Annotated in this window: 19 protein-coding genes and 1 pseudogene; 10 read left to right on the top strand and 10 right to left on the bottom strand. The window is 61.1% G+C overall.

What is annotated here, in order from left to right:
* Positions 1 to 43 precede the first annotated feature (43 nt).
* Positions 44 to 718, bottom strand: a pseudogene (locus JJD66_RS15315) (aromatic amino acid transport family protein); the annotation flags it as partial.
* Positions 719 to 779: 61 nt separating this feature from the next.
* Positions 780 to 2156: an L-serine ammonia-lyase gene (locus tag JJD66_RS15320; RefSeq protein WP_054897739.1), complete on the bottom strand. Its 1377-nt coding sequence runs from the start codon at positions 2154 to 2156 to the stop codon at positions 780 to 782.
* Between the two features lie 137 nt (positions 2157 to 2293).
* Between JJD66_RS15320 and JJD66_RS15325 the strand changes: the two genes are divergently transcribed.
* Both JJD66_RS15325 and JJD66_RS15330 read left to right on the top strand, forming a co-directional pair.
* Complete coding sequence (locus JJD66_RS15325; protein ID WP_054897740.1) at positions 2294 to 3241, top strand: LysR substrate-binding domain-containing protein; 948 nt, start codon at positions 2294 to 2296, stop codon at positions 3239 to 3241.
* Positions 3242 to 3454: 213 nt separating this feature from the next.
* Positions 3455 to 3865, top strand: a complete 411-nt coding sequence (locus JJD66_RS15330) for an HPF/RaiA family ribosome-associated protein (RefSeq protein WP_003188815.1) — start codon at positions 3455 to 3457, stop codon at positions 3863 to 3865.
* Between the two features lie 54 nt (positions 3866 to 3919).
* Here JJD66_RS15330 and JJD66_RS15335 read toward each other — a convergent pair whose 3' ends face one another.
* Entirely contained in the window at positions 3920 to 5431 is a 1512-nt protein-coding gene (locus JJD66_RS15335; protein WP_200648512.1) for an MFS transporter, read from the bottom strand.
* Between the two features lie 104 nt (positions 5432 to 5535).
* On the opposite strand from JJD66_RS15335, the gene JJD66_RS15340 reads away from it, so the two are divergent.
* Complete coding sequence (locus tag JJD66_RS15340) at positions 5536 to 6408, top strand: LysR family transcriptional regulator (RefSeq protein WP_127880860.1); 873 nt, start codon at positions 5536 to 5538, stop codon at positions 6406 to 6408.
* A gap of 91 nt (positions 6409 to 6499) precedes the next feature.
* On the opposite strand, the gene fecA is transcribed toward JJD66_RS15340, so the two are convergent.
* The 3 genes from fecA to JJD66_RS15355 form a co-directional block, all read right to left on the bottom strand.
* A complete protein-coding gene (gene fecA, locus JJD66_RS15345) occupies positions 6500 to 8836 on the bottom strand; it encodes a TonB-dependent Fe(3+) dicitrate receptor FecA (protein WP_198714880.1) in 2337 nt (778 codons plus the stop codon).
* Positions 8837 to 8927: 91 nt separating this feature from the next.
* Positions 8928 to 9869: a FecR domain-containing protein gene (locus JJD66_RS15350; RefSeq protein ID WP_105225861.1), complete on the bottom strand. Its 942-nt coding sequence runs from the start codon at positions 9867 to 9869 to the stop codon at positions 8928 to 8930.
* Entirely contained in the window at positions 9866 to 10354 is a 489-nt protein-coding gene (locus tag JJD66_RS15355) for a sigma-70 family RNA polymerase sigma factor (RefSeq protein WP_014717061.1), read from the bottom strand. The genes JJD66_RS15350 and JJD66_RS15355 overlap by 4 nt, the downstream gene beginning before the upstream one ends.
* A 171-nt stretch (positions 10355 to 10525) precedes the next feature.
* Between JJD66_RS15355 and JJD66_RS15360 the strand changes: the two genes are divergently transcribed.
* The 6 genes from JJD66_RS15360 (at position 10526) to JJD66_RS15385 (ending at position 16681) form a co-directional block, all read left to right on the top strand.
* A complete protein-coding gene (locus JJD66_RS15360; protein WP_200648513.1) occupies positions 10526 to 10828 on the top strand; it encodes a DUF3649 domain-containing protein in 303 nt (100 codons plus the stop codon).
* The gene (locus JJD66_RS15365; protein ID WP_200648514.1) at positions 10825 to 12399 is read left to right on the top strand and encodes a PepSY-associated TM helix domain-containing protein; all 1575 of its coding nucleotides are present in this window, start codon (positions 10825 to 10827) and stop codon (positions 12397 to 12399) included. The genes JJD66_RS15360 and JJD66_RS15365 overlap by 4 nt, the downstream gene beginning before the upstream one ends.
* Positions 12399 to 12725 carry a DUF3325 domain-containing protein gene (locus JJD66_RS15370; RefSeq protein ID WP_105225864.1) on the top strand — a complete coding sequence of 109 codons (327 nt, stop codon included), beginning with the start codon at positions 12399 to 12401 and terminating at the stop codon, positions 12723 to 12725. Before JJD66_RS15365 ends, JJD66_RS15370 begins: the two co-directional genes overlap by 1 nt.
* A 7-nt stretch (positions 12726 to 12732) precedes the next feature.
* On the top strand, positions 12733 to 13311 hold the full coding sequence (locus tag JJD66_RS15375) for an RNA polymerase sigma factor (RefSeq protein ID WP_105225865.1): 579 nt from the start codon (positions 12733 to 12735) through the stop codon (positions 13309 to 13311).
* Complete coding sequence (locus JJD66_RS15380) at positions 13308 to 14285, top strand: FecR family protein (RefSeq protein ID WP_198714876.1); 978 nt, start codon at positions 13308 to 13310, stop codon at positions 14283 to 14285. The genes JJD66_RS15375 and JJD66_RS15380 overlap by 4 nt, the downstream gene beginning before the upstream one ends.
* Before the next feature lie 155 nt (positions 14286 to 14440).
* Positions 14441 to 16681: a TonB-dependent receptor gene (locus JJD66_RS15385; protein ID WP_200648515.1), complete on the top strand. Its 2241-nt coding sequence runs from the start codon at positions 14441 to 14443 to the stop codon at positions 16679 to 16681.
* 136 nt (positions 16682 to 16817) lie between these two features.
* On the opposite strand, the gene JJD66_RS15390 is transcribed toward JJD66_RS15385, so the two are convergent.
* Together JJD66_RS15390 and yejK are read right to left on the bottom strand one after the other, a co-directional pair.
* Positions 16818 to 17168: a glutaredoxin family protein gene (locus tag JJD66_RS15390; protein WP_058409893.1), complete on the bottom strand. Its 351-nt coding sequence runs from the start codon at positions 17166 to 17168 to the stop codon at positions 16818 to 16820.
* Positions 17168 to 18172: a nucleoid-associated protein YejK gene (gene yejK / locus JJD66_RS15395; RefSeq protein ID WP_003171997.1), complete on the bottom strand. Its 1005-nt coding sequence runs from the start codon at positions 18170 to 18172 to the stop codon at positions 17168 to 17170. The genes JJD66_RS15390 and yejK overlap by 1 nt, the downstream gene beginning before the upstream one ends.
* A gap of 396 nt (positions 18173 to 18568) precedes the next feature.
* On the opposite strand from yejK, the gene JJD66_RS15400 reads away from it, so the two are divergent.
* A complete protein-coding gene (locus JJD66_RS15400; RefSeq protein WP_003188840.1) occupies positions 18569 to 18850 on the top strand; it encodes an HU family DNA-binding protein in 282 nt (93 codons plus the stop codon).
* A gap of 184 nt (positions 18851 to 19034) precedes the next feature.
* Here the strand turns inward: JJD66_RS15400 and rlmF are convergent, their stop codons facing one another.
* A complete protein-coding gene (gene rlmF, locus JJD66_RS15405) occupies positions 19035 to 20051 on the bottom strand; it encodes a 23S rRNA (adenine(1618)-N(6))-methyltransferase RlmF (RefSeq protein ID WP_034128662.1) in 1017 nt (338 codons plus the stop codon).
* A gap of 239 nt (positions 20052 to 20290) precedes the next feature.
* Entirely contained in the window at positions 20291 to 23137 is a 2847-nt protein-coding gene (locus JJD66_RS15410) for a valine--tRNA ligase (RefSeq protein ID WP_200648516.1), read from the bottom strand.
* Between the last annotated feature and the right edge of the window lie 173 nt (positions 23138 to 23310).

Raw genomic sequence — 23310 nt, forward strand, 5'->3', positions numbered from 1 at the left:
CATGTGGTCAAGCCTCAATGGTCATTGGGCCTGTGTGTCGTTAGCTCTGGTTGAACGAGAACACCATCACCGGGATCGCCATCCACAACGTCTTGAAGAACAGCGGCAGCGGCATGCCTTCGCTGGCCGAGGCGAAGAACGCTCCGTTCCAGTTGGGAATCAGGCTGAATGCCAGCAGCAGCAAGGCGGCAACGAAGGGGTACACCAGCACGCTCATGGCCTTGACGATCACGCCCTGGCCACACCGCACGATGGCCATCAGGCCGAGGATCAGCACCAGCGACAGAATCGCCCGTGGCGGCGGCGCCATGTGCAATTGGTGCTCCATGAAACTGCCCAGGGTGTTGGTCAGTGCGACGCTGTACACCAGCAGGATCGGGAAAATCGCAAAGAAGTACAGCAGGGTGATCAACTTGCCCGCGCCGACACCAAAGTGTTCCTCGACCACTTCGGTGATGTCGCCGGATTTGCCCGACAGCACAAAGCGCGTCAGCCCACGGTGCGCGAAGAAGGTCATCGGAAAGGCCAGCAGTGCCAGCACGATCAGCGGCCAGAAACCACCGAAGCCGGCATTGATCGGCAGGAACAGGGTGCCCGCGCCGATGGCAGTGCCGTAGAGGCCGAGCATCCAGGTGGTGTCGTGTTTGGTCCAGCCGGTGGTTACTGTGTTTTCTCTGACATCGGGATTTTCGGCAGCAGGTGTACGTACATCAGTCATCGGTATTGCCTCGTTATTATTTTTGCGCGGGCTCACGTTGGGGCGGGTAGCAGTGCTCCGATCAGCACTCCACCCAGCTGACCGCCAGGCCGCCCCGTGAAGTTTCTTTGTATTTGTCATGCATATCGGCGCCGGTATCGCGCATGGTGCGGATCACCCGGTCGAGGGAAATGAAGTGCTTGCCGTCACCGCGCAGGGCCATCTGCGTGGCGTTGATCGCCTTGACCGCCGCAATGGCATTGCGCTCGATGCACGGCACCTGCACCAGGCCACCGACCGGGTCGCAGGTCAGGCCGAGGTTGTGTTCCAGGCCAATTTCGGCGGCGTTTTCCAGTTGCTCCGGGGTGGCACCGAGGATATCGGCCAGGCCTGCGGCGGCCATGGCACAGGCCGAGCCCACTTCGCCCTGGCAGCCGACTTCGGCGCCGGAGATGGAGGCGTTTTTCTTGCAGAGGATGCCGACGGCAGCGGCGGCCAGGAAGAAATTGACTACGTCGTCGTCAGACGCGTCGGCGTTGAATTTCATGTAGTAATGCAGCACTGCCGGGATAATTCCGGCCGCGCCATTGGTCGGGGCGGTGACCATGCGCCCGCCAGCGGCGTTTTCTTCGTTGACGGCGAGGGCGAACAGGTTGACCCATTCCATCGCCGACAAGGTCGAGGTGATCACGTTGGGCTTACCGATTTCCAACAGGTTGCGATGCAACTTCGCGGCGCGACGGGGCACATCCAGGCCACCGGGCAGGATGCCTTCATCGCGCAGGCCCTGTTCCACGCACTCGCGCATCACCGACCAGATATGCAGCAGGCCGCTGCGGATATCTTCATCGCTGCGCCACGCCCGTTCGTTGGCCATCATCAGCTCGGATACCCGCAGGCCGTGCTTGTTGCACAAGGCCAGCAGTTCTACGGCACTGGAAAAGTCGTAGGGCAATTGCACGTCGCTGGTCGGCGCAATGCCTGATGCAGCTTCGGCGGCTTCGATGATGAAACCACCGCCCACCGAGTAATAGGTTTGTTCGCTCAGCAGGCCGCTGTCGCCATAGGCGTGCAAGGACATGGCGTTGGGGTGGTACGGCAGGCTTTCGTCCAGCAGCAGCAAGTCGGTGTGCCAGTTGAAAGCAATTGCCTGAGAGCCCGCCAGCAGCAATTGGCCGGACTCGCGCAGTTGCTGGATACGCGCATTGATCGAGGTGGGGTCGACGCGATCTGGCCATTCACCCATCAAGCCCATGACACAGGCGCGGTCGGTGGCATGGCCGACGCCGGTAGCGGACAGCGAGCCATACAGGCGCACTTCGACGCGCCGGGTTTGGCTGAGCAAATGCAGGTCGGTCAGGGCTTGGGCGAATGTCGCGGCAGCGCGCATCGGGCCAACGGTGTGGGAGCTGGAAGGGCCGATGCCCACCTTGAATAGATCGAAAACACTGATAGCCATGCTAAAGCCTTACAAGCAATGGAGTAGAAATCGCTGCCATGTTTTGTAGAGCAGGCGGAATTGGCGCGATACTGAGCCTCTGGATCAGTACTGACCAACGAATTATCCTAAGACACCCTTTAGCAGGACTAAACGCTATGACTCGCCCCCTCCATGGCCAGACCTATGTCTGGCTGCATGTGTTTTCCTGCGCTGCGCGGCATCTATCGTTCACCCGCTGCGCCGAGGAACTGCACATCACGCCGGGAGCGGTGAGCCAACAAATTCGCCAGCTAGAAGAGCGCCTGGGCTTTCGACTGTTTCATCGGCGTGCGCGAGGCGTTGAACTCAGCGCCGAGGGGCAGCGCCTGGCGGCCGTGGTGGGGGAGGCTTATGGCAGCATCGATGCCGAACTGCAGCGCCTGGACGCCGGGATGATCAGCGGCACCTTGCGCCTGCGTTCAATCCCCTCGTTTCTGGGCAAGTGGCTGACCCCGCGTCTGCCACGTTTTCAGCAGCGTTTTCCGGACATTCAACTGCGCATGGTCGCCGAAGACAGCAGCATTGCCCTGCATGAAGGCGACTTTGACCTGGCCATCGACCTGAACGACGGCAGCTACCCTGGCTTGTTATCCACAGCCCTGTTGGATGAACAGATATTCCCGGTGTGCGCCCCCAGCCTGTTGCGTGGCCGCCCACCCTTGCATGGCCCGGCGGACCTGGCCCATTTCCCGCTGCTGCACGACATCACGGCCTGGCGTGGGAGTTATGAATATGCCGAATGGGAGTTTTACCTCAATGCCATCGGCTACCACGGTGCCGACGTACGGCGCGGGCACACCTTCAACCGCAATCACCTGACCATCGAAGCCGCCATCGCCGGCATGGGCGTGGCGATTGCGCGGCGCACCTTGCTGAACGATGAGCTGGAGCGCGGCACCTTGATCGTGCCGTTCGGCCTGGCCGTGCCCAACCATAAACGCTACGTGCTGCTGTATGCGCCGGGCGCGTTGAACCATCCGGGCGTGCGTGCGGTGCATGACTGGCTGGTGGAGGAAGCGGGGATTTTTCGCAGCTTGCACCCGTTGGGAGAGGGGCAATTGTGAGGAAAACAGAACGTAAGAAGTTGTAACTAACTCCCCACCCTACCAGCGTTTTTGCTCGTCGTCAGGGTTAATTTGTAATGTGGGATTTATCTTTTCAAAGGGGTTGAAATGTTTCAGCAGGTGCTCAATTGTGTAATCAAGAGGTCATGGTTTCACCACCCCGGTGTTGCAGTTTGTGACCTCTGGCGAGCTAGCTGAAATAAGGGAAGAACTATGCAAATCCAAGTCAATAGCGATAACCATATTGAAAGCAGCATCCGACTGGAGGAGTGGGTACGTACTACCATTGAGAGCACGCTCGAACGCTACGAAGAAGACCTGACCCGTGTAGAGGTCTACCTGCGAGACGAGAACGGCGACAAGCCCGGCCCTCACGATTTGAGTTGCCGTCTGGAAGCACGGCCAAAGGGCCATCAACCAGTTTCCGTGTGCCATAAAGCCGATACGCTGGAGCAAGCGATCGATGGCGCCGCAGTCAAGCTCGACCACGCACTGGAACATCTGTTTGGCAAACTGCAAGGCAAGCCGCGCGCTGCCGGTAAAAACCAGCCAATCAACAAAGTGAACGAAGACGCTTTGGAAGAGGAATTCCTGGAAAACGAAAACGCTGCCATTAACGGCTGATTTTTTCCATTCCCCCAATGAAAACGGGCCTGCATATGCAGGCCCGTTTTTCGTTCAGCGCTCGCGTCGGAAGAAATGCCGGCTCAGCATCGCCAGGCCGCAGGCGCCCAACCCTGCAAACAGCATGGCCCAGCCGGCGCCGCTGCGCAGTGCTGTTTGCGCATCCAGAATGGTCAGCCCCGGCGCATCCAACTTGCCGGCGGCAATATGCTGGCTGAGGCTTGCCCACTCCATTGCCGTGCTGTCAGGCAGCACATGGGCCAGGTTGTGGCTGATCCCTAACAACAACACAAGGCCCATCAGCGCGATATTGAGCGCCAGGGTGATCAGCCGTGCGCTGAAGTCGATGCCCGAGGCCATGCCTGCACGGTCATTCGAGACGGCGCCGGTGGTGGTGTTGGTGGTCGGCGAATTGGTCAACGCCAGTCCGATACCGGCGATCACGCAACTGAACAGCACCAGCGCCGTGCTGGGTTGTTCGGCGTAATTAACGGCGGCCATTCCCATGAACCCTGCGCCCATTACCCCCAGGCCCAGGGGAATGATGCGTTCGGCGCCAAAGCGTAGGGCCAGGCGTTCGGCCAGCGGCGGTACCAGCAAAGTCGGCAAGGTGTAGGCGAGCAAGGCGGCGCCTGTGGTCAGCGTGTCGTAACCCAGGCCCGCCTGGAAGTACAACGGCAGGTAAGTCATGAACGGCCAGAAGCTGAAGTTCATGCCGATTGAGCCCATCAACGCGCCATTGAAACGTTGGATGCGGAACACCGAGAAGTCGAACATCGGATGGGCGCTGCGCCGCTCAATCAAGATAAACAGCAGCAGCCCGAAGACCGACAGGCCAGCCCAGCCGAGCATCGCCGGGGCGCCAAAGCCTATTTCGCTGCCCTGGGTAATGAAATAAACCAGCGCAAACACCGTGAGTGTCATGGTCAGCATGCCGGCGATGTCGAGGCGATGGTTGGCCGGGTCGCGGGACTCCTGCACGCTGATATGCAACAACGCCAAGGTGAACAGGGTCAGCGGTACGTGCACCAGGAACACCCAGCGCCAGTCCGCCACGGCCAGGATCAAGGCTCCCACCATCGGTCCGAAACCCAGGCCCACGCCAGCGATCACGCCCCATATCGCAAAGGCCCGCGCACGCGCCGCCGGTTCGCGGAACTGATGGGACAAGATCGCAAATTGGCAAATCATCATGGCCCCGGCGCCAATGCCCTGGACGAAACGCGCCGCGATCAGTGTCGACGCATCGTTGGCCAAGCCACAGGCCAGCGAGGCCAGGGCGAACAGCCACAGACACACCACCAGCACACGGCGACGACCGAAGCGATCCGCCAAGGTCCCCGCCGCCATCAGCACGCTGGTGCAGGCCAGCGTGTAGGCATTCATGATCCATTGGGCGTCTTGAAAGCCCGTGCTCAGTTCCTGTTCCAGCGTCGGCAGGATGACCGGCACGCTGGAGATTTCCAGGCCGAACATCAGGGCCACCAGGCAGACGGCGGTGAGGGCCAGGCCGTTCCTGGCGGTGCGCGGGGGAGTGAGGGCCGAGAGTGCGGCGGCGCGGGGCATACGAGATTCCTTTCGAAAGCGGGAGGGGCTATTCTCTCGGGAATCAGGTTCTTTATTGGCGATAGTTTTTCCGTGAACAAGGGAATATAGGGCGACAATTAAGCATGGCTACCCCACGTTTTGATGGTGTCGAACTCTTTCTGCAGATTGTTGAAAGCGGCAACCTCACCGAAGCCGCAGAACGCTTGAACCTCACGCGTTCTGCGGTGGGCAAGGGCCTGGCGCGCCTGGAAGCACGCCTGGGCACGTGCCTGTTACAGCGTTCCACCCGGCGCCAGCGGTTGACCGAGGACGGGCAGGCTTACTACGAGCATTGCCTGCGCGCATTGGCAGAGCTGGAGGCCGCCGAGTCCGTGCTGGAAAGCGGCCGCCAGCAACCCCGCGGGCGTTTGCGAGTGAGCGTGCCCCTGGCGTTTGGTCATCACTATGCCGCGCCAGCGTTGTGGGCCTTGCTGGATCGTTATCCGGAACTGGAAATCGACCTTTGTTTTTCCGACCGCATGATCGACTTGGTGCAGGAGGGCTTCGATATGGCCGTGCGCATCGGCCCGTTGCCCGACACCGACCGCCTGAGTGCACGGCGACTGGGGCAGCAGGCCATGGGGCTGGCAGCGTCGCCTGCGTATTTGCAGCGCAAGGGTGCTATTGGCAGTATCGAAGACCTGGCCGCTCATCGTGGCATTGCCTACCGCAGCAATACCGCGCAGCGCTCGCGCCTGGCTTCGCCGTTGATCGTGGACGACCTCCAGGCGGTAGCCGATGCCGCGATCGCGGGCGTAGGCCTGGCCTGGTTGCCGAGTTGGTTGATTGCCCACTATGCGCTGCGCGGTCAGTTGCAGGCCGTGCTGCCCAGCTACCGTGAGCAACCTGCGCCGATCCATGTGATCTGGCCGACGGCGGCGCATATGCCGGCCAAGACGCGGTGTGCCATTGACGCGTTAGTGGCGGCCACCCCCAGTTGCCTGGCGGGTAGTTAGCCCCATTCAATCCTAAACACACCGAGAATCAACTGTGGGAGGGGGCAAGCCCCCTCCCACAGTTGGATGTGTTGCAGTCTGCAGATTGCAGTCAGAACGCGATAGAAGTCTGCACATACACCGTACGCGGCTCACCCACGTACTTGCCCTTGTTGTTGTCGTCGAACGAGCGGGTGTAGTACTGCTTGTTGAAGATGTTCTTCACCCCCACCGCCACATTCAAATCCGACAACTGCGGGCCGAAGTCATAGGCTGCGCGGCTGCTGAACAGCATGTAGCCGGGGATGCGTCCATTGGCACCGTCGGCGCTTTCGGCCTGGGTGTTGGCGTTGTCGGCGAACTGGCTGCTCTGGTAGCTGCTGTCCACATTCAGCTTCCAAGGGCCTTCGGTGTAACCCACGCCGAGGGTGCCTTTGTGCTTGGAGGAGAAGGGCACGCGGTTGCCTTTGTTCGGGCCGTCTTCGCGAATGGTCGCATCCACATAGGCGTAGGTGGCGTACACATCGAAGCCGGCCAGTGCGGGGCTCAGGCCGTCGAGGGCGTAGTTGATGCTCGACTCGATGCCCTGGTGACGCGTTTCACCGCGTGCGATCACGGTGTCGTTGGTCTGGTTGCTGTCGTACTGGTTGTCGAAATTGATCAGGAACGCACCGATTTCTGCGCGCAGATTGCCGTTGTCATAGCGCGTGCCGAGTTCCCAGGTGCGGGCTTTTTCCGGTTTCACTTCGCCGCTGTTCACACGGTTGGGCATCTGGCTGTACTGCACGCTGCCGAACGAGCCTTCGGTGTTGGCGTAGAGGTTCCAATCATCGGTGAGGTGATAGAGCACGTTCAGCGCTGGCAGTGCGGTGTTGTAGTCGCCCTTGTATTTGACGTTGCTCAGGTTGTTAGTCTGCTGGGACTCGATCATCTCGTAGCGAATGCCTGGGGTGATGGTCCACTTGCCGATGTCGATGCGGTCGTCGATGAAGAACGCATTGGCTTCGGTGCCGCCGCGCGTGTCGCGGTCGTTGCGGCTGTTGGTGGTGGGGATTTGCTGGTTGACGGCAATCGGCGTGCGGTAGCGCAGCTCGTGGCCGGCTTCATTGATGTAGCGGTAGCCAACACCCACTTCGTGGCTGGTGGGGCCGAGGTCGAAGCCCTGGGCGAAGCGCGTTTCCAGGCCACGTACCCAATATTCCCGTGGCGACAGCGACAGGAAGCTGCCTTGGTCCAGGTAGCCGCTGCGCAGGGTCTTGGTGAAGAAACTGTTGACCGTGAATTCGCGGCGGTCCTGCTCGTAGCGATAGCCCACATTGAACATCGTGCGGCGGCCCCAGAACTTGTCATAGGGCCGGGTGGACTGGTACGGATCAGCCTTGTAGTCCTTGACGTTCAAACCGCCCGGCATGTCGGCCTGGCCTTCGTAGTACTGCGCCATGGCGTTGAAGCTGTTGGCGTCGTCCAGTTGGTATTTGCCCTTGAGGATCAGGTCGTCGATGCGCGTGTTGCTGTTTTCGCGCCAGTCACCGCCGCGGGTGCCGGAGTACAGCAGCGCGCCGCCCAAGCCATTGTCGGCGGTGCCGCCGGCCAGCAGGTTGCCGGTGGTCTTGAAGCCGTCGTGGCTGGAGGAGGGGCTGGTCTCGGTCTGCAAGCCACCCTTGACCGTCGGCGCATCCGGGATGGCTCGGGTGACGAAGTTGACAATGCCGCCCACGTTTTGCGGCCCATAGCGCACCGCACCGCCGCCACGTACTACATCCACCGCGTCCATATTGCCCATGCTGATCGGCGCGAAGGAGAGTTGCGGCTGGCCGTAAGGCGCGAAGGGCACCGGGATGCCATCCATCAGCACCGTAGAGCGCGACGCCAGGCGCGGGTTGAGCCCGCGAATGCCGAAGTTCAGCGCCATGTCGTGGCTACCGGTGCCGTTGTTGTCCGGGGCGTTGACGCCAGGGATGCGGTTGAGCACATCGCGGGCCTGGGTGGCGCCCTGGCGTTCGAATTCTTCGCGGCGGATCACATCACGGGCGCCGGGGTGCTCGAACACATTGGTTTGCGCCGCGTCACCGAGCCAGTCGCCGACCACGTTGGAGGTCTGCAACTCCAGGGTGGCGGGGGCGCCGGCCGGTTGCAGGCTGTAGGCGTTATCCCCCTCGGCGCGGGCTTGCAGGCCGGTGCCTTCCAGCAGTTTTTGCAAGCCCTCGGCAGTGCTGTAGCTGCCCGATAACCCAGGGCTTTGCATCCCTGCCGTCACGGCGGAGCCGAAGGACACCAGTACGCCGGCTTCGCGACCGAATTGATTCAGGGCCGCTTCCAGGGTGGTCGGGGCGATATGGTACGCCTTGGCGTCGGCTGCCATCACCGCCGGCAGTGTGGTCAGGCTGAGGCTGGCACCGAGCAGGAGTTGGCGCAGTGTACGGGCGAGAAGCGTCGGGTGCTGGGGCATGAAGGGCGGTCCTGAGAAGGAAGGATCAAGGTGGCTTTCCTTCTCTGTCACGCCAGGTGCGGAAAACGGCTCACACAAAAGTAAAATAAATTCAGACCCGGGCCTGCACGGTCACCCAATAACGGGTAAAGCGCCGCACTTTCACCGGCAGGCTGATCTCCAGCAGGTCGAGGATGCGTTCGCTGTCATCCAGTGGGTAACTGCCGGACAGCAGCAGGTTGGCGACTTGTGGATCGCAATGGAGCTGGCCGCGACGGTAGCGTCCCAATTCATTGAGGAAGTCTTCCAGGCGCATGTGTGCGGCCACCAGCATGCCGTCGGCCCAGGCGCCGCTGTTGGCGTCGGTAGGGCGCGGGGTGTCCCAGCCTTTGCGGGTGAAATTGACCTGGTGCGCGGCGTCGACGCTCAGCGGCAGGCCGTTGTAGCGGTTGGGCATCACCTCGACCTGGCCGGCCAGTACCGCCAGTTGGGTGTGGTCGTTGAACTGGCGCACAGTCAAGCGCGCTGCCTGGCTGCTGAGCAGGCCCTGGCCGGTCAGCACGTGCAACGGCGTCTGGCCTGCACGGGCGGTGAGCAGGATTTCACCTTCAAGCAGGCGCACCAGGCGCTGTTGGCCGTCGAAATGCACATCCACCGCGCTGCCGGTGTTGAGCTGCAACTGGCTGCCGTCGGCCAGCTGTACTGTGCGGCGCTGGCCCACCGGGCTGCGATAGTCAGCCGTCAGCGGCGGCAGAATATGTTGCTGGCGCAGGCTCCAGGCGGCGGCCGAACCGGCACCCAGAATCAACAGCAATTTAAGCGCCTGACGCCGGCTGCTGGAGGTGGGCGCGTTCAACGCCGCGTGGGCCAGGGGCGAGGGCACGCCGCGCAGGCGTTGGTTGACGCGCTGGATCTGCTCCCACGCGCGTTGGTGTTCGCTGTGGGCATTCAACCATTGCTGCCAGGCCGCCTGCTGGCGTGGGTTGAGCGCGCCTTGCTGCATTTCCAGCAACCAGTGCACGGCTTGTTCGGCGACTTGGCTGGAGACGTTCATAGGGCGAAGTAGCAGCGCATGGCCGCTTTGGTCAGGTGGCGTTTGACCGTGGCGATGGAGATGCCCAGTTGCGCGCCGATTTGCGCGTAGGTCAGGCCGTCGAGTTGGGCCAGCAGGAAGGCGCGTTTGACCTGCTTGGGCAAGCCGTCGAGCAGTTGGTCCAGTTCCAGCAGGGTCTGCAGGATGATTGCGCGGTCTTCTTCCGACGGGGCCACGTGTTCGGGCATCTGCGCCAAGGCCTCGAGGTAGGCGCGCTCCAGGTCCTGGCGGCGGTAGAAGTTGAACAGCACACGCTTGGCCACGGTGGTGAGGAAGGCGCGCGGCTCGATCAGCGTTGGCGCTTCCCGGGCACTGAGCACGCGGATAAAGGTGTCCTGAGCCAGGTCGGCGGCGTTTTCCGGGCAGCCGAGCTTGCGTCGCAACCAGCCGGTGAGCCAGTGGTGATGGTCGTTGTACAACACTTCGACGGGGTTGGACGGCTGCAACGCGATCACTCCACAAGCATTCGACATGCTTTAGAGAACAAGAATTGTTCGCATTGTAGGGCGCATGACAAGGTTCGGCAATCGGCCAAGGCAGGTGATTCATCCGTTCTCTTTTGCTTATGAGAATATTTATCATTAATATTGCGCGCTGATGAACCAGGCGCCTGCCGCATGAAAAGCAAAACCTCATTGCCCTTGTCCTACCGCCTCGCCGTCACCTCGCGCGTGCTGGCGGCGGTGATTGGCGGTTACCTGATGGCTTCCCTGGCCGCCATTTGCCTGGCGCTCTGGCTGCCCACCTCCCGTGCCGATGCGGTGGTCACCGGCATGATGAGTTCCTTTGTGTTCTACCTGCTGGCGGTGCTCTGGTGTTTTGCCTGCCGCACGGCATGGCGCGCCTGGGCAGGGGTGATGGTGCCGAGCGCACTCTTGGCCACCCTGGCCGGCATCGGTTTTTGGATGGCTCGCACATGAAAGAGGGCTTTCGCAAGGCCATGGCCTGGCTGCACACCTGGGCAGGCTTGATCTTCGGCTGGCTGCTGTTCGCGATTTTCCTGACCGGCACCCTGGCCTATTTCAAAGATGAAATAACCCACTGGATGCAGCCCGAAGTGCAGGCCCATCCCCTGGACGATGGGCGCAGCCTCGCCGTCGCGCAAAACTATCTGCAACAGCAGGCGCCTGCCGCCGCACGCTGGTTCATTACCTTGCCGAACCGCCGCGACCCCGGCTTGTCGGTGATGTGGCAAGACAAGGTCGAGCCCGGCAAGCGCGGCACTTTCATCCAGAAAGTCCTCGACCCCGTCACCGGCCAACCGGTGCAGGCCCGGGAAAGCAAGGGCGGCGAGTTCTTCTATCGCTTCCACTTCCAACTGCAAATGCCTTACCCGTGGGGCCGCTGGCTGTCGACCATCGCTGCCATGGTGATGTTCGTCGCGCTGATCACCGGCATCATCACCCACAAGAAAATCTTCAAGGACTTTTTCACCTTCCGACCGCGCAAAGGCCAGCGCTCCTGGCTGGACGGGCATAACGCGGTGGGTGTGCTGGTGCTGCCATTTCACCTGATGATCACCTACAGCAGCCTGGTGATTTTCATGAGCATGGTCATGCCTGCGCCCATCGTGGCGTCCTACGGTGAAGACAGCCGGGCGTTTTTCAGTGAGCTGTTCCCCGCTACTGACAATGCGCCGGCCCTCGGCCAGCCGGGCAAACTGCTGCCGTTGATGCCGATGTACCAGCAGGCGCGGGAACAGTGGGCGGGCGGGCATGTGGGCCGTGTGGCGGTCAACAACCCCGGCGATGTCAACGCCTCGGTCAATGTGTTCCGCGCCGGCTCCGACAGCGTAGTGCATGCGTCGGGCAGTACGTTGTCGTTTAGCGGCACCACTGGCGAGCTGTTGCGGGCCAGTGCCGATCCATCGTTGCCAGCGGTCGTTGGTGGCAGTTTCTACGGTTTGCACATGGGCCATTTCGCCGGTCCGGCGCTGCGCTGGCTGTACTTTATCTGCGGGCTGGCGGGCACGGCGATGATCGGCACAGGCTTGGTGATCTGGCTGGGTAAACGCCAGCTCAAACACGCCAAGGCCTCGGTGATGCCCTTTGAACTGCGTTTGGTGGAGGTGCTGAATATCGCCAGCATGTCCGGATTGATGATCGCCATTGCAGCGTTTTTCTGGGCCAACCGCCTGTTGCCGGTGAGCTTCACCGAGCGTTCGGACTGGGAAGTGCAGGCGTTCTTTATCGCCTGGGGCCTGAGCCTGTTGCACGCCTTGCTGCGGAGCGGTCGCCAGGGCTGGGTCGAGCAACTGAGGCTCGGCGCGCTATTGTTTGCCGCCATTCCATTGCTTAACGCCATCACCACCTCGCACCACTTGGGCGTCTCCGTGCCAAGTGGCGACTGGGCCATGGCCGGCTTCGACCTCACCTGCCTGGCGAGTGGCGTGTTCCTCGCCTGGGCAGCCTGGAAGATGCACCACCGCAGCGCGCCGCTACCCAAGGCTGAGCGTGCCCGCGGGTTAACACTCAAGCAGCAGGCCAACTGATGCTTCTGGCGCTATTGATGTGCTACGCCGGGTTCATGGCACTGTGCTTGTCCACCGACCGTCACCACGGCGAACTGCTGCACAGCAAACCCACGCCCATTCGGCGCTTGGGGTTGCGGGTGGGCGGTTGGTTGCTGCTGGGCGTGTCGATCTGGCCGTCGGTGCTGGGCGCCGGTTGGAGTCAGGGCCTGGTGGAGTGGTGCGCGGTGTTGATGCTCAGCGCCTTGCTACTGGTGTTGCTGTTGCCGTATCGGCCGAGGCTGGCCTTGAGCCTCGCGGGGCTCGCTCTTTTGGCCAGCCCTGTTGCGGCGTTCGCCCTCTCTTGAGCCGGCCATGAGGACCCAACCACCGCAATCTCCTCAGAACACTCCGCACCCGGATGCAGCGGGTGGACGCGCGCATTTCCTGCAGGTGTTTTTGTCCCAGCGCTCGCAAATGGAGGCGTTGGTCAGCCGCCGTGTGGGTTGCCGCGCCACGGCAGCCGACCTGGTGCAGGATCTGTTCCTGCGCTTCTGGCGTCGCCCGCTGGTGCAGGTCGAAGAGCTGAGCACCTACCTGCTGCGCTGCGCCGGCAACATCGCCATCGACCACCTGCGCAGCGAAAGCGCACGGGCGCGCAGCAGCGAAGGCTGGCTACCGGAACAATCCGACCACCAAGGCTGCGAACCCCAGGCGGCGCTGGAGGCGGGCAATGATCTGCGTCATGTGGAAGCCGCCTTGCGCAGCTTGCCCGAACGCACTCGCCAGATTTTTCTGCTTAACCGCATCCACGGCCGCAAGTACGCCGAAATTGCCAAGGCCATGGGCCTGTCCCAAAGCGCCGTGGAAAAACATATGATGCGCGCCCTCGAAGCCTGCAAGGCCAGCCTTCGCGAACCATCGCCTCCACGCACGCCAGGGAACGCCCCGTGAACGTCACGCCCACGCCCGCCCAGGAACAGGCCGCGCTCGATTGGTTGTGCCTGCTGCATGACCAGCCCAGCAGCGGCGACCAGGCCACGTTCAGCCGCTGGTTACGCGCAGATCCCGCACACGTCGAGGCATACTCCCAAGCCCAGGTGCTCTGGGAATTAAGCGAAGTACCGGCGCGGCAACTGGCCGATGAGGACGCGCTCGCCTTGCAGGGCTACCTCAACACGATCAACGCCTCCAAACGCCCCCGGGTAGCGCGTTGGTCTGGTGCCTTGGCCGTTGCCGCCTGCTTGCTGCTGATGGTGTCGATGGGCGTCGGTTGGCAGCCGTCACGCTGGCTCGATGAGTGGGGCGCCGATTATGTGACGGCGCCGGGGGAGGTGAAGACCTTCACCCTGGCCGATCAATCCAAGGTCACCCTCGACGCCGACAGTGCGATCGCCGTGGATTTCAGCCAGGGCGAACGGCACATCCAATTGCGCCGTGGTGCAGGTTTTTTCAGTGTGACCCACACCGGCCAACCCTTCGTGGTGGAGGCTAGCGGCGGTGAAACGCGAGTACTGGGCACGCAGTTTGAAGTGCGCCTGCAACCTGACGGCGCCGAGGTCACTGTGCTGTCCGGCCGTGTGGGCGTGACGCCCTCCAAACAGGGCCAGCAACAGGTGCTGACAGCGGGCCAGCAAGTGGCCTACGCCGACGGTATTGCCGACCCTTTGCATGGGGTCGACAGCGCCTCACGCCTGGCTTGGCGCGAGGGTTGGCTCAACTACTACAAGGCCCCCCTGGCCGATGTGGTCGAGGACCTGAGGCGTTATTACCCCGGTCGAATTCTTCTGCTTAACGAGGACATGGCCGCCAAACGCGTCAGCGGCAGCTTTCCGAGCCAGGACCCTGTAGCGGTCTTGAACGCCTTGCAAGCGGTGCTGGGTTTTGAACAGCACAGCCTGTTGGGCCGCATGATTGTGCTGCGCTAGGCCTGCAGCGCCTTCATCGAACCTTCATCGCAATCGCCAAAACCTGTCACCAAACGGTTACACGTGCCGTGGATCATCCCTGGGTTCCTGAACAAGTGGTCAGGAAGCTCGCATCTGCCCCATACAACACAACAATGTCAGTAAGGGATCTACACGTGAACCACAACACTCTTTATGCCCTGCTCCTCGCATCGGGCCTGGGCGGCTTTGCGCCGCTGGTTTTGGCCGATGATGCCCAGGATGTAGGCTCGGTGAACATCGCCGGCAAGCAAACCCTTGGCAGCGGCCACATGATTCTCGAAGAAAGTGCCAAGGCACGCTCGACGGTGACCAAGCAAGCCATGGACGAAATGTCGGCCACCGCCAACGCCATCGACAAGCTCAAGTACACGCCGGGCATCAATGTTTCCAGCGATGACGCCAGCGGCACCAGTGGCACCAGTTTTACCATGCGGGGCATGAGTTCCGACCAGGTCGGCGTCTCGGTGGACGGCGTGCCGATCAACGATTCTGGCAACTACAGTGTGTACTCCAATCAGTTAGGCGACCCGGAAAACCTGGCCGAAGTGTTCGCCACTCAAGGTTCCTCCGAGGCCGACGGCCCGCACATCGGCTCCAGCGGCGGCAACATTGGCATGATCACCATCCGGCCGAGCAAGGACGCCGGAGTTTTCGCCAAACAGATCGTCGGTGCCAACGCCCTGCGCAAGACCTTCGTGCGAGCGAACACCGGTGACTTTGGGGGCCTGAAAACCTGGGTGTCGGCATCCCACCTGGAAGGTGACAAATGGCGCGGCAAGGGCACTCTGCGCAGCGACAAAATCGAGTGGAGCAGCCTGTTCGAAGGGGATAACGGCAACTCCACATTGGCCACGATCAAGTACAACAAGCAGGAAAACTACAACTACAACAGCCTTAGCAAGGCGCAGTTCGGCACCGAAGGACGGCGTAAGGATTACGCGCAAAGCCCGGTGTACAAGGCTGGTTTGCTGTCGGCGTCCTACAAGCTCAACCGCAACCCATTCGAAAGCGTCAACGCCACGCTGACCCAGCGCTGGCAACTGCAGGACAATTTGTCGCTGACGCTCACGCCGTATTACTACTGGGCCAACGGTGGCAGCTTCAGCGGCCAGACGGCTTCCAACCTGGGGCCCAGGTCCGACAAGGCCGGCAACTACGACCTGAGTAACCTGCAATCGGCCAACTATTACCGCCCTTCGTGGACCGAGACCTGGCGCCCTGGCTTCACGGCGAAAATGAAGTGGGACATCAACGAAGAACACAGCCTGGACTATGGCTACTGGTACGAACGCGCACGCCAGCGCCAGACCCAGCCCTTTATCGGCATTAACAACGAAGGTGCCCCCGACGATGTGTGGGGCGATTACAGCAGCGGCGGCCAGGTGGTCGACAAAAACGGCGCTACGGTCCAGGGCCGCCACTACTACACCGTCACTCCCGCGCAGAAGCTCTGGGTACAGGACAACTGGCAAGCCACACCGGACCTGAGTTTTGTTGGCGGCGTGGCCTACCAATATGTCGAGCGTGACGGCAACAACCTCGGCAGCCTGTACGACACGCCGGAAAAGCGTAACACCCGCTACCACCAGTTCCTGCCCAACTTCAGCGCCAAGTACCAGGTCGATGAAAGCAACCAGGCGTTCTACAACGTCACCCGCAATATGCGCACGCCGCCCAACTACGTGCTGTACAACAAGGGCGACTCCGTCAGCCTCAAGTCCGAGTTGAGCTGGAACCAGGAACTGGGCTGGCGCTACACCGAAGACGATATGGCCTTGAGTGCGACCCTGTTCTACATCAGCTTCAAGGATCGCCAGGTCTCTACCACCGACGCCAGCGGTGACTACATGGTGCTCAACGTCGGCACTGTCGATAACAAAGGCCTGGAGCTGGAATGGAGCGGCCTGTTGCCGCACAACTTCAATTACTACGCGTCCTATACCTACACCCAGTCTGAGCAGAAGGACGACCTGCTCAGCAAGAACGTGCTGCTACCAACCTCGGGCAAGCAATTGGCCAACGTGCCGGAAAACATGTTCAACCTGGTGTTCGGGTATGACGATTCGCGGTTCTACGGCAACATTGCAGGCAAATATGTCGGCAGCTTCTATGGCGATTTGACCAACAAGGAGAAGATCGAAGGCCGTACCGTGTTTGACCTGAATGCGGGTATTTATTTGCCGGTGGATAAGAAGGTCATCAAGTCGGCGGCACTGCGGTTTTCGATGCTCAACGTGTTCGACAAAGAGTACTTGAGCTCGGCGCGTACCGTGGCGTTCAACTCGGCGCCGGTCAACGGGCTGGGGGCGGGCACGGCGTATTACAACGTCGGCGAAGAGCGCACCGCGATGGTGTCTCTGGAAGCCAACTTCTAAGGCCACCACACAACCCAATGTGCAGAGCTGACGTGTGTGGGAGCTGGCTTGCCTGCGATAGCGGTGTGTCAGTCACAGGTATTGAACCTGTTACACCGCCATCGCAGGCAAGCCAGCTCCCACATTTGATTGCCTGTTACTTCAATGCGGCCATGATTGCTTCGGGGTCGTAGTCGCGAATCAAGGTGCCGTTTACATCCACAAACGGAATCCCGCCACCGCCCAGTGCCTCATACGCCTTGCGCGCCTCGGCATCCTTCTCTATATCGACGGCCTGGTACGGGATACCCTTCTGGTCCAGAAAACGCCGGATCTGCTTGCAGTACCCACACCACTCGGTGGCATAGAGCACCACCCGCGCAGAGGCACGTACGTGCTCGGGCGCCACCTGGGACGGGTTGAACAGCCGCTCCACCTTGCCCCAGTTCTGGATCGCAACCACCACCAGCAACACCAGCAGGACTTTCTTGAGCACCCCGCCCAGCATCAGTTACGGCGCTTGAGCTGGTCGGTCAGTTGAGTCGGCAGGCCCTTGATGATCAAGGTGCCGGCGGCTTCGTCGTACTCGATCTTGTCGCCCAGCAGGTGCGCTTCAAAGCTGATGGACAGGCCCTCGGCGCGCCCGGTGAAGCGGCGGAACTGGTTGAGGGTGCGTTTGTCGGCCGGAATCTCCGGCGACAGGCCGTAATCCTTGTTGCGGATATGGTCGTAGAAGGCTTTTGGCCGATCCTCATCGATCAGCCCGGAGAGCTCTTCCAGGCCCATGGGTTCGCCGAGCTTGGCCTGGCTGCTGGCGTAGTCCACCAGGGTCTTGGTTTTTTCGCGGGCGGACTCGTCGGGCAGGTCTTCGCTTTCAACGAAATCGCTGAACGCCTTGAGCAGGGTGCGGGTTTCGCCCGGGCCATCCACGCCTTCCTGGCAGCCGATAAAGTCGCGGAAGTACTCCGAGACCTTCTTGCCGTTCTTGCCTTTGATGAAGGAGATGTACTGCTTGGACTGCTTGTTGTTCTGCCACTCGGAGACGTTGATACGCGCCGCCAGGTGCAGTTGGCCCAGGTCTAGGTGGCGCGAGGGTGTCACGTCCAGCTCGTCGGTCACTGCCACGCCTTCGCTGTGGTGCAGCAGGGCGATAGCCAGGTAGTCGGTCATGCCTTGCTGGTAATGGGCAAACAGCACATGGCCGCCGGTGGAGAGGTTGGATTCCTCCATCAGCTTTTGCAGGTGCTCTACCGCCGTGCGGCTGAAGGTGGTGAAGTCCTGGCCACCGTCAAAGTATTCCTTCAACCAACCGCTGAACGGGTGCGCGCCGGACTCGGCATGGAAGAAACCCCAGGCCTTGCCTTGTTTGGCGTTGTAGCTCTCGTTGAGGTCGGCAAGCATGTTCTCGATGGCGGCGGACTCGGACAGCTCCGAGTCGCGGGCGTGAAGAACTGCGGGTGTGCCGTCGGGTTTTTTGTCGATCAGGTGGACGATGCAATGACGGATCGGCATAGGCTTCTCGGCTGGTTGAAGGGGAGCGGTTGGCCTCCCCGAAAAGTCGCCCAGTGTACCGCACCCATTGGTCAAGACGTGCCCCGAACGGCATTTTGCACGCCCTCCCACTGGCCATATGCCTTTTTTTCACGGTTTAGAGCGATAAAGCTGACCAAATGGGTATGTTGAGGCGGATATTTCCCCGTCTCTGTGCTAGTTTTGCCCCGTCTTACGCCAAGTCTCGGCGTTAAGCGTGCATTCAGCATTTGTCAGGTCGAACCAATCCCCGTTTCAAGCATCTATAACCCCGATCTCCGTGGTTATGGCCGGGGATGCCAGGCCATGACGGTCGGGCTCGACGGCTGACACTGCACTCTGCAATCCATATGAATTTGATAGGGAAGGAACACCACAATGGCTATTACTAAAGACCAACTGATCGCTGACCTGGCTGAAGCAGTAGACGCACCGAAAACTACCGTGCGCGCTCTGCTGGACCAACTGAGCCAAGTTGTTGCTGATCAGCTGGAAAATGGCGGCGAAATCACTCTGCCAGGCGTTGGCAAACTGAAAGTGACCGAGCGTCCTGCCCGTACTGGCCGTAACCCTTCGACTGGCGCTGCCATCGAAATCGCTGCCAAGAAAGTTATCAAGCTGGTTGTGGCTAAAGGCCTGACCGACGCTGTTAACAAGTAAGACGCAGCAAAAAAAAACCGTGCTTCGGAGTGATCCGGGCACGGTTTTTTATTGCCTGCGATTTGAGTGTAGAGCGCGGTTATTGTGGCGAGGGAGCTTGCTCCCGCTGGAGTGCGCAGCGCTCCCAGGATTTTGGGGCCGCTGCGCTGCCCAGCGGGAGCAAGCTCCCTCGCCACAATGATTCTTATCGAACCCAGCGCTGGCGCCAGATCTGCTGCTCGTTCTTGGTCTGGAATGTCCAGGCCACAAAGCGGCTCTGCTTCTGCCCCTGGGACATCTCCACCACCTGGCTTTCCAGCACGCCGGCTTTTTTCAGCGCGGTTTCGATCGCCGGCAGGTTGGACGCTTTGGACACCAGGGTGCTGAACCACAGCACTTTATGGGCAAAATGCGCGCTCTCGGCGATCAATTGCGTCACAAATCGCGCTTCGCCACCTTCACACCACAGTTCGGCCGATTGACCACCGAAGTTAAGCACCGGCAACTTGCGTTTCGGGTCGGCCTTGCCCAAGGCGCGCCATTTACGCTCGCTGCCTTTGGTGGCTTCGTCCATGGATGCATGGAACGGCGGGTTGCACATCGTAAGGTCAAAGCGCTCACCCGGCTCCAGCAGGCCCAACAGGATCTGCTTGGGGTTGGGTTGCTGGCGCAGCTGGATGACCTTGCTCAGGTCGTTGGACTGCACGATGGCCTTGGCGGCGGACACGGCGATCGGGTCGACCTCCGAGCCCAGGAAGTTCCAGCGATACTCCATATAGCCAATCAGCGGGTACACGCAGTTGGCGCCCATACCGATGTCCAGCACCTTGACGATCGAGCCCCGCGGGATCTTGCCGTCGTTGACGCTGGCCAGTAGGTCGGCGAGGAAGTGCACGTAGTCGGCACGCCCCGGCACCGGTGGGCACAGGTAGTCGGCAGGGATGTCCCAATGCTGGATGCCGTAGAAAGACTTCAACAGTGCCCGGTTGAACACCCGCACCGCATCCGGGCTGGCGAAGTCGATGCTCTCTTTGCCGTAGGGGTTGATGATCACGAACTGCGCCAGTTCCGGCGTGGTCTTGATCAGCGCCGGGAAGTCGTAACGGCCCGTGTGGCGGTTGCGCGGGTGCAGTGTGGCCTCTTTGCGCGGCGCGACGGGTTTGGCCGTGGCGGCGGTTTTAGGCTTCTTGCGCGGTGGTTTGGGCGTAGTGGGGGCGGTCATGATGATTCTGGTGTTGGCTCAATGTGGTGGGCATTGTCACACATTCCTGAACACAACTCGGTCAAATGTGGGAGCTGGCTTGCCTGCGATAGCATCACCTCGGTCTGCCTGATACACCGAGTCGTCAGTATCGCAGGCAAGCCAGCTCCTACAGGGATAGGGTTTTAATTGGGAAATGGTGTGGTTTTCCTGGACAAAAAAAAGAGGCCCGAAGGCCTCTTTCTCTACACGGTTTCCCCTTACAGGCTGGAAATTCGCGCATGTTGCTCCGCCAGCTTGCCCAAGGCCTGTTCAGCCTCGGCCAACTTGGCGCGTTCTTTCTCGATCACCTCTGCCGGCGCCTTGTCGACGAATGCCGCGTTGGACAGCTTGCCGCCCACCCGCTGCACTTCGCCTTGCAGGCGTGCGATTTCCTTGTCGAGACGGGCCAGTTCAGCGCCCTTGTCGATCAGGCCGGCCATGGGCACCAGTACTTCCATGTCACCGACCAGCGCGGTGGCAGACAGCGGTGCTTCGGCATCGGCAGCCAATACGGTGATCGACTCCAGCTTGGCCAGCTTCTTGAGCAGCGCATCGTTCTCGCTGAGACGGCGCTGGTCTTCGGCACTGGCATTCTTGACGAACACGGCCAATGGCTTGCCCGGCCCGATGTTCATCTCGGCGCGGATGTTGCGCGTGCCGAGCATCAGGGTCTTGAGCCATTCGATATCGCTTTCGGCGGCCTCATCGATGCGCGCTTCGTTGGCCACTGGCCAAGGTTGCAGCATGATGGTCTTGCCTTCAATACCGGCCAGCGGCGCCAGGCGCTGCCAGATTTCTTCGGTGATGAACGGCATGAACGGATGCGCCAGGCGCAATGCCACTTCGAGCACGCGCACCAGGGTGCGACGGGTGCCGCGCTGGCGTTCGACCGGGGCGTTCTCGTCCCACAGCACCGGCTTGGACAATTCCAGGTACCAGTCGCAATACTGGTTCCAGATGAACTCGTACAGGGCCTGGGCGGCCAGGTCGAAACGGAACTGGTCGAGCTGGCGGGTCACTTCGGCTTCGGTGCGTTGCAGCTGCGAGATGATCCAGCGATCAGCCAGGCTCAGCTCATAGGCTTCGCCGTTCTGGCCGCAGTCTTCGCCTTTGTCCAGCACGTAGCGCGCCGCGTTCCAGATCTTGTTGCAGAAGTTGCGATAGCCTTCGACGCGGCCCATGTCGAACTTGATGTCGCGACCGGTGGAGGCCAGCGAGCAGAAGGTGAAGCGCAGGGCGTCGGTGCCGTAGCTGGCGATGCCGTCGGCGAACTCGTCGCGGGTCTGCTTTTCGATCTTCTTCGCCAACTTCGGCTGCATCAGGCCCGAGGTGCGTTTCTGCACCAGGGTTTCCAGGTCGATGCCGTCGATGATGTCCAGCGGGTCCAGGACGTTGCCCTTGGACTTGGACATCTTCTGGCCCTGGCCGTCGCGTACCAGGCCGTGTACGTACACGGTCTTGAACGGTACCTGCGGGGTGCCGTCTTCGTTCTTCACCAGGTGCATGGTGAGCATGATCATCCGGGCAACCCAGAAGAAAATGATGTCGAAGCCGGTGACCAGCACGTCGGTGGAGTGGAATTTCTTCAGGAACTCGGTCTGCTGCGGCCAGCCCAGGGTCGAGAAGGTCCACAGGCCCGAACTGAACCAGGTGTCCAGTACGTCGTTGTCCTGTTGCAGCGCGATGTCCGCGCCGAGGTTGTGCTTGGCACGCACTTCGGCTTCGTCGCGGCCTACATAGACCTTGCCCGATTCGTCGTACCACGCCGGAATACGATGGCCCCACCACAGCTGACGGCTGATGCACCAGTCCTGGATGTCGCGCATCCACGAGAAATACATGTTTTCGTACTGTTTGGGCACGAACTGTATGCGGCCATCTTCCACGGCGGCAATCGCAGGTTCTGCCAGCGGCTTGGTGGACACGTACCACTGGTCGGTCAGCCACGGCTCGATCACGGTGCCGGAGCGGTCGCCCTTCGGCACTTTCAGGCCGTGGTCGTCAACGCTGACCAGCAAACCGGCAGCGTCGAAGGCGGCAACGATTTGTTTGCGCGCTTCAAAACGGTCGAGGCCTGCGTATTCGGCCGGGATCTTGCCGTCAATGCTGTCGTTGAGCGTGCCGTCCAGGTTGAACACCTGGCAGGCCGGCAATACGGCGGCATTTTTGTCGAAGATGTTCAGCAGCGGCAGGTTATGGCGCTTGCCGACTTCGTAGTCATTGAAATCGTGGGCCGGGGTGATTTTCACGCAGCCGGTGCCGAACTCAGGGTCGCAGTAGTCATCCGCGATGATCTGGATACGGCGGCCAACCAGTGGCAGTTCGACGAATTTGCCGATCAGCGCCTGGTAGCGCTCGTCGTTCGGGTTAACGGCGACGGCGGCATCGCCGAGCATGGTTTCCGGACGCGTGGTGGCGACGATCAGGTAATCATTGCCTTCAGCGGTCTTGGCGCCGTCGGCCAGCGGGTACTTGAGGTTCCACAGGAAGCCTTTTTCGTCGTGGTTTTCCACTTCAAGGTCGGAAATGGCCGTGTGCAACTTGGTGTCCCAGTTGACCAGGCGCTTGCCGCGGTAGATCAGGCCGTCTTCATGCAAGCGCACGAAGGCTTCCTTAACGGCTTCGGACAGGCCGTCGTCCATGGTGAAGCGCTCGCGGCTCCAGTCTACGGACGAACCCAGGCGACGGATCTGACGGCTGATATTGCCGCCGGACTGGTCTTTCCATTCCCAGACTTTCTCCAGGAATTTCTCGCGACCCAGGTCGTGACGGTTCTGGCCGGTGGCTTCCAGTTGGCGTTCCACCAGCATCTGGGTGGCGATACCGGCGTGGTCGGTGCCCGGTTGCCACAGGGTGTCGCGACCCTGCATGCGGCGGAAGCGGATCAACGCATCCATGATCGCATTGTTGAAGCCATGGCCCATGTGCAGGCTGCCAGTGACGTTCGGTGGCGGAATCATGATGGTGTACGAGTCGCCCGCACCTTGTGGGGCGAAATAGTTCTCGGACTCCCAGGTGTTGTACCAGGAAGTTTCGATAGCGTGGGGCTGGTAGGTCTTATCCATGCGCGGCGGGACCCTAGTTGGCATTTATTCAGGAAAGCCGGCAAGTATAACGGGGGATAGGGGCCAGGGCGAGGCGAAGACGGTTAAGACCGATGCAGAATTAATGTGGGAGCTGGCTTGCCTGCGATGGCGGTGTCTCAGTCAGCATCTTCGGCGACTGATGCGCCGCCATC

Source organism: Pseudomonas sp. MF6751 (assembly GCF_016613265.1).
Lineage (GTDB): Bacteria > Pseudomonadota > Gammaproteobacteria > Pseudomonadales > Pseudomonadaceae > Aquipseudomonas > Aquipseudomonas fluorescens_BV.